Raw genomic sequence first — 6,096 nt, forward strand, 5'->3', positions numbered from 1 at the left:
TGAAAAGTATCTATTTATATTTTATTGTTATGTCTAATCATTTAAATTATGAAATATGAAACTCTATGTTAAATGTACAATCATTGTGTTCTTGTTTGGAATCTGTTATGGTGCAAGATGCCAAAATGTTGATTTTCAGATTAATGTCGTTGACAATGTGCTGCATTATATAGTTGTGAACAAGACTGGGAATGATATATATTTGTTGCAGAACAGTGAGGCCAATATAGAAGGAGGGTCACATTGTGTCATTGCTTGTAATAATAACTCAAAAATACTTCCGGTTATGGATAGGCGCCTCGTCTTGATTAAGTCAGAAGAAAGATATATTTATGATATCTGCTTGACGGACTATAAGCATCAACAGCCTGTAGAAATTTATTGCAAAGCGGTAGTAGTTGGTAAGGATAAAAATGGAAAGGGCTATACAAAAAAAATCAGCAAACATCTAAGCTTTTGAGCATTCATGATAAAAAAGTTAAAATTAATATGTTTCTGTGTGTTTTGTTTCTTTCCTGTCTTGTGCCTTAAAAGTCAGGATGTAGATTTTAGTGTAGCAAGAGATGGAAACGAAGTGATTTACAAAGTCGTTAATCATGGAGAAAAGTTTGTATTGTTGCGTGAAACTTATGTGAATTTGGGTACCGGCTCCCATCTTTTTATACGATGCAAGAAACCAGACGGCATGATTTGTGATTATATTTTGCCGATACTGGACAAACAAATCATAAAAGTGGATCTGGGAGAAAGCTATGTCCGTACCATTGATATATCTCGTTATATTCCGGATGGAATTATTGAAGAAATCAGCGCCGTTGCCAGCTTGTCGTTTCGGGATGAACAGGGCGAGTATAAGATTGTCAGGTTAGTGAAAGAAATTCCATGAACCTGCGGTGTATAGGTATCGTGCGGAGCGGCGGAATGCCGCTCCTGTTTCTTTGTCTGCAGATCTGTTTCCATCGGGATGTCCCGGCGGATGTGTGGAAGTATGATCTTGAGCGTCGGATGAAACGGAAAGGACTTAAATAGGTGATGTTATGAAGAAAAAGTATTGTTATTGTAGGGCTTTTCTCCTGCCAGTCTTTGTCTTCTGGCTGGCGGGATGTACGGACGAGTTCCTTCCTTCTCCTGCTGTGCAGACTGAACTGAAGGAGTTTGCACTGGAGGAGGCTCAGGAGTATTTCCGCAGCGAGGCGGAAAAGGAAGGCGCGCGTTCGCGTGGGGAGTCGGAGATGAAGGCTCTTTCTCCCGGTGACTTCGTGCCTGACTGGGACGGTGCGGTAGGTTCTTCCAGCAACGGGCTGGCCTGTTATGACGTTCCCATCGAGGCGGATTACAGGTACAAGGCCGTCTATGCGGAGGAAAGGCACGGCACGGTGTCTGCCGAACAGGTGAGCGTATACCAGAAGCTGATAATCGTGAAGGACGTGAAGTCGGATCGTATGTCGCAGTACATCCTGACGCTCATTCCCTCGAAGGCGTATGACGCACGCTACGGCAGTTCCGTCTGCGACCGCTTCATCACCCGTTCGGACAAGGGTGGCTTCAGCGGTATCGCCGTCTATTCGTGCGTTTACTCTGCCTATACGGCCCGTGTGGACACCTATAAGGACGGCGTGAAGCGGGAGGGCGTGTTTCTTCTGAATCATACGGACAGGGATGTGTCGGATGCAAAAGCGGATTATGCGCGTTCGCTCGTTTCCTCCCTGCAGATATTGAGGGGCAGGCGTCCTTTGAGCCGCGGGGAGTATGACGGTGACTATTATGTGGACTACACTTATGATGACACTTACGATGAGATATATGACGGCGGCTGGTTTGATGAGATCGTCGTTACTCCTGACCCTGTATGGGACGGTGTGGGTGCAGACGGCCTTACGAATGACGAATGGATGAGCAGCACGACTCCTGACAGCACTGTTGACCCTTCTCCTGAAGATGGCACATCGAATGAGACGGATGACGTTACTACTTCTGATAACGGAGGAAATCAGGAGCAGTCTGGAGAACCTGACGTGCAGTTTTCAGGGTTTAATGCGAGTGAACTTCAGAAAGTAAAAAGTGCGATAACATCTTTGCAGCAGCGTTTCCCAAATTTGAATCTTAATGGATTGAGAATCCAAAAAGGTAAATGGAATGGGAATGGAGGGATTAGTAAAGATGGAACTATTTTGCTTAAAAATGGATACTTCAATTTACCTCTTGCTCTTGACAGAACTTGTGTATTGTGGCATGAAATATATCATTTGCAAAATGGTCATAACGCAGGTGGTGAATCACATTCAATACCCAGATATGACCCTAAGGTAGTCCCTGAGGAGATAGAATTAAGGATAAAAAATGAAGTAAAAGATGATTTCAACATAACAGATGACAACAGTAAAGAACTTGAATTATATTATCGAGATAGAATTGCAGTCATAAGTGTGATATCTTCTGAATATTATGAGAATGAACTAGAAACTTATGAAAAAGAAAAAGAATTATTTCCAGATGGTTCTATTTCGGAAGACTATAAAAACAATAGAGACTATAATGTGTGGATGTATGAACAAAAGCTTATAGCTGCTCGTAATAATAATTATTAAAGTGAATTAACAATGGGAACTTATATAAAATATTTGATTTTTTTCGCTCTTTTGTGTTCGTGTGTAAATCTCAAAGGACAAGACGTGAATTTTAGTGTTGTACTGAATGGGAATATTGTAAATTATACAGTTCAGAACAATACATCAAAAGATATGTATATAATTCAACATCGGGAGCCAACTATGGAGAATGGTTCTCATTGTCTTATTACTTATAAGGATAAAGATGGAAATGTGAATTATGAGATGTTACCTGTGATAAATAAATTAGCTGTTTTGATAAAGCCCAAAGAGTGTTACAATTATGATATTGATATTTCTTCATATAAGAAACAGGGAATTATTAGAGTTTATTGTAAGTTAGCCGTAATAGTTAAAGAGGAGAATGATAAACCTTATATAAAGAAGTATGATAAATATATAACTTTCTAAATCATGTTAGGTTTCCTGCTTCAAGATTTTTACCGTTGATGGATTATGATTCGCAAAATAGAAGGTGGGTTCCGTTGAAAGAATTGCCGGCCGGGCAACAGTTCATACAGGTATATAATTTGACTCAGGCACTTGCGTGGAATGCAAGAAAAGCCCAGGTCTCTTTGGCGGTAGCTTATAGGAAGGACAATCGTTTTGAATCGGAACATTTGCATAAGGAATTTGTTTTTTAGCTGTTTAGTTGGAAAATTATTTTATTTTGCAGAGCGGCGCAATGCCGCTCCTGCTTCTTTGTCTGCTGGCATGTTTTCATCGGGTGTGTCAGGGCTCAGAAGTCTGATTTTGTGAGCAGAGGAAAGGCGCGGTACAGTGTCTGCCGAGCAGGTGAGCGTGTACCAGAATCTGATAATCGTGAAGGACGTGAAGTCGGATCGTATGTCGCAGTATATCCTGACGCTCATTCCCTCGAAGGCGTATGACGCACGCTACGGCAGTTCCGTCTGCGGACGTTTCATCACCCGTTCGGACAAGGGCGGCTTCAGCGGCGTCGCCGTCTATTCGTGCGTTTACTCTGCCTATACGGCCCGTGTGGACACCTATAAGGACGGCGTGAAGCGGGAGGGCGTGTTTCTTCTGGACGGGATGGAAAGGGGTGTGTCGGGTGCAAAAGCGGATTATGCGCGTTCGCTTGTTTCCTCCCTGCAAATATTGAGGGGCAGGCGTCCTTTGAGCCGCGGGGAGTATGACGGTGACTATTATGTGGACTACACTTATGATGACACTTACGATGAGATATATGACGGCGGCTGGTTTGATGAGATTGTCGTTACTCCTGACCCTATATGGGACGGTGTGGGTGCAGACGGTCTTACGAATGACGAATGGATGAGCAGCACGACTCCTGACAGTACTGTTGACCCTTCTCCGGAAGATGGCACATCGAATGAGACGGATGACGTTGTTTCTCCAGATAATACGGAGGTGAATCAGAGTCCTCATAATTATAATGAGGCCGGTTTGTCTGATGTGTTACGGGCCGTTTCTCCAATATTGCAAGCCAAAGGGATTGATGTGAGCCAGTACAAAATACGTTTGAATGAGGAAATGTGTTGGTCAAATGCGAGAACGCTTCCTGACAATACGATTGAAGTTTGTCAAGAGTTCTTTAAGTATTCATCCAATGACCAGGCTTCCATTATTTGGCATGAAATTTATCATGTAAATCATGAACATAATAAAGAAATGACTTCTTCAGGTGGACATATATCTTTATCAATGCCTCCGGATGAAATTTGCCTAAGTTTTAAGACTTATCTGAATTGGTATTATAAAGATATTTCCGATGAGAAAGCTAGAGATGATTTTATCGATTCACATTTAAAAGGAGACTTAGATGTCACCGATATTAGATCTTCTCAATGGTATCACAATGAGGTGGAAACTTATCAGGCTGAAAAAAATAATGGGATAGAGAAATCTGACTATTATGAAGGAATGGTTGACTTTCTGTTGTGGAAATATGGAGAATTAGAGAAATTGACAGATTAAAAATGAACAGAAAAATATGAGAACTATTTTAATTATAATATTTGTTTTGTTTCCGTTTGTGGCATTTTCACAAATAGAAACGCATTTGTCTTTTAACCGGACAGACCGGACGTTGGTTCTTGTTGTGAAAAATAGTACAGATAAATTGTTCCGCTTATGTCCTTATCCAAATCATGACCCTTATGTTAAATCTGGAGTCTCTTCTTTTGTGGTCTTGAAATATAAAGATGTGAGTGGAAAAGTGCTTTTTAGAAGATCGTTTTTCCTTTTTGAACAATTACCTATATCTGAATCTACAAAAGGCAAATTCCTTTTCAAGTACGGTGAAAATAAGTATGTTTACGACCTAAAGAAATTATATAAGGGTAATATAAATGATATTTATTCAGTTGATATCCATGTTCAGATAGAAGCTGTATCTTTGAAGAATAAGAAAGATGTTTACAAGGAAGTGATAGACAAAACTTATCAATTCAAGTAGGGGGGATTGTCGCAATGAATAGCGGGCAATTTTTTATCATGCGGAGCGGCGCAATGCCGCTCCTGCTTCTCTGTCTGCTGATGTGTTTCCATCGGGATGTTCCGGTGGACGTGGCAGGGCTGGTGGAAATATGACTTTGAGCGGAGGATGAAACGGAAAGGACTGATTTAAAATATGATTGAAAGCAGTATGACAATGGAAAGAATTGGTTATTTTTGCAGGCGGCATGTGCTGCCGCTCCTTCTGCTTCCCCTGCTGCTGTCGGGGTGCGTGGACGAGTTCCCGGTGACGACGGAAGTTCCTTATGGCGGCGACGGTAAGGGTCTTTCCGTGGAGGAGGCGAAGACGTTCTTTGAAAGCTATGTATCCGGAAAGGCTTCCCGTTCGGTTGAACCGGAGGAGCATGACAACGGGTTCTATATCAGCCGCTTGATGCTTCCGGTAGGCGAATTTGTTCCAAGCTGGGAGGAGGGCCTTTCCACGGACGCACCGTCCCTTTACAGCGTGGATGTTCCCGTGCGTTCTGACTTCAGCTTCCGTGTGCTGCGTGTAGACAAGGGCAGTGGGAAGGTTTATCAGACGAAGTGCTGGCACAAGCTGTTGGTCGTGAAGGATCCGAAGAGCGGCAGTATGGGCTGCTTCATCGCCTTCTTCATTCGGCGGCGACATCGGGCGTGTCCTGACGAACGGTGAGGAGATGGGAAGCTATTCCGGCGTGAAGGTATATACGACCCTGGAGGGCCGCCGTGTGCGCGTGAACCGTTACGAGAACGGCAAGAAGGTCGAGGGCATCTACATTGACGGTGCAGTTGACAGGGAGGACTATACTTTCCGCATGCTCCATTCGGAGAAGATACTCGGCAAGGTCTGGCTTCAGCGTTCGCGTCCGAGGACGCCCGTGAGCCGCGGTGAGGACGACTGGGTTGATGACTTCTGGGACGACTGGTGGGACGGCACGTTCGATGATGATTCGTGGTCTGATGACAGCAACAATGACAGCGATAATCCTCTTGACACGGGCAACGACAATTTTGTTCAGGTCGGTAT

8 protein-coding genes are annotated in these 6,096 nt (G+C 43.3%); all 8 read left to right on the top strand.

Features of this window, described 5'->3' with window-relative positions; all coding sequences use genetic code 11:
- Nucleotides 1-55 precede the first annotated feature (55 nt).
- On the top strand, nt 56-460 hold the full coding sequence (locus NW212_RS04080) for a hypothetical protein (protein WP_258337364.1): 405 nt from the start codon (nt 56-58) through the stop codon (nt 458-460).
- A gap of 6 nt (nt 461-466) precedes the next feature.
- Complete coding sequence (locus NW212_RS04085; protein ID WP_258337365.1) at nt 467-886, top strand: hypothetical protein; 420 nt, start codon at nt 467-469, stop codon at nt 884-886.
- 151 nt (nt 887-1,037) lie between these two features.
- Entirely contained in the window at nt 1,038-2,588 is a 1,551-nt protein-coding gene (locus tag NW212_RS04090) for a hypothetical protein (RefSeq protein WP_258337366.1), read from the top strand.
- A gap of 12 nt (nt 2,589-2,600) precedes the next feature.
- Nucleotides 2,601-3,020, top strand: coding sequence for a hypothetical protein (locus tag NW212_RS04095; protein WP_258337367.1), 420 nt, complete (start codon nt 2,601-2,603; stop codon nt 3,018-3,020).
- Between the two features lie 369 nt (nt 3,021-3,389).
- Complete coding sequence (locus NW212_RS04100; RefSeq protein WP_258337368.1) at nt 3,390-4,568, top strand: hypothetical protein; 1,179 nt, start codon at nt 3,390-3,392, stop codon at nt 4,566-4,568.
- Nucleotides 4,569-4,584: 16 nt separating this feature from the next.
- Nucleotides 4,585-5,049 (top strand): hypothetical protein, encoded by a 465-nt coding sequence (locus tag NW212_RS04105; RefSeq protein WP_258337369.1) that lies wholly within the window; start codon nt 4,585-4,587, stop codon nt 5,047-5,049.
- A gap of 195 nt (nt 5,050-5,244) precedes the next feature.
- Nucleotides 5,245-5,742 carry a hypothetical protein gene (locus NW212_RS04110; protein WP_258337370.1) on the top strand — a complete coding sequence of 166 codons (498 nt, stop codon included), beginning with the start codon at nt 5,245-5,247 and terminating at the stop codon, nt 5,740-5,742.
- Nucleotides 5,743-5,746: 4 nt separating this feature from the next.
- On the top strand, nt 5,747-6,096 hold a 350-nt coding region (locus NW212_RS04115; RefSeq protein ID WP_258337371.1), incomplete at its 3' end, for a hypothetical protein.

It is taken from the genome of Bacteroides sp. ET225 (genome assembly GCF_024733745.1).
Taxonomy (GTDB): Bacteria; Bacteroidota; Bacteroidia; order Bacteroidales; family Bacteroidaceae; genus Phocaeicola; species Phocaeicola excrementipullorum.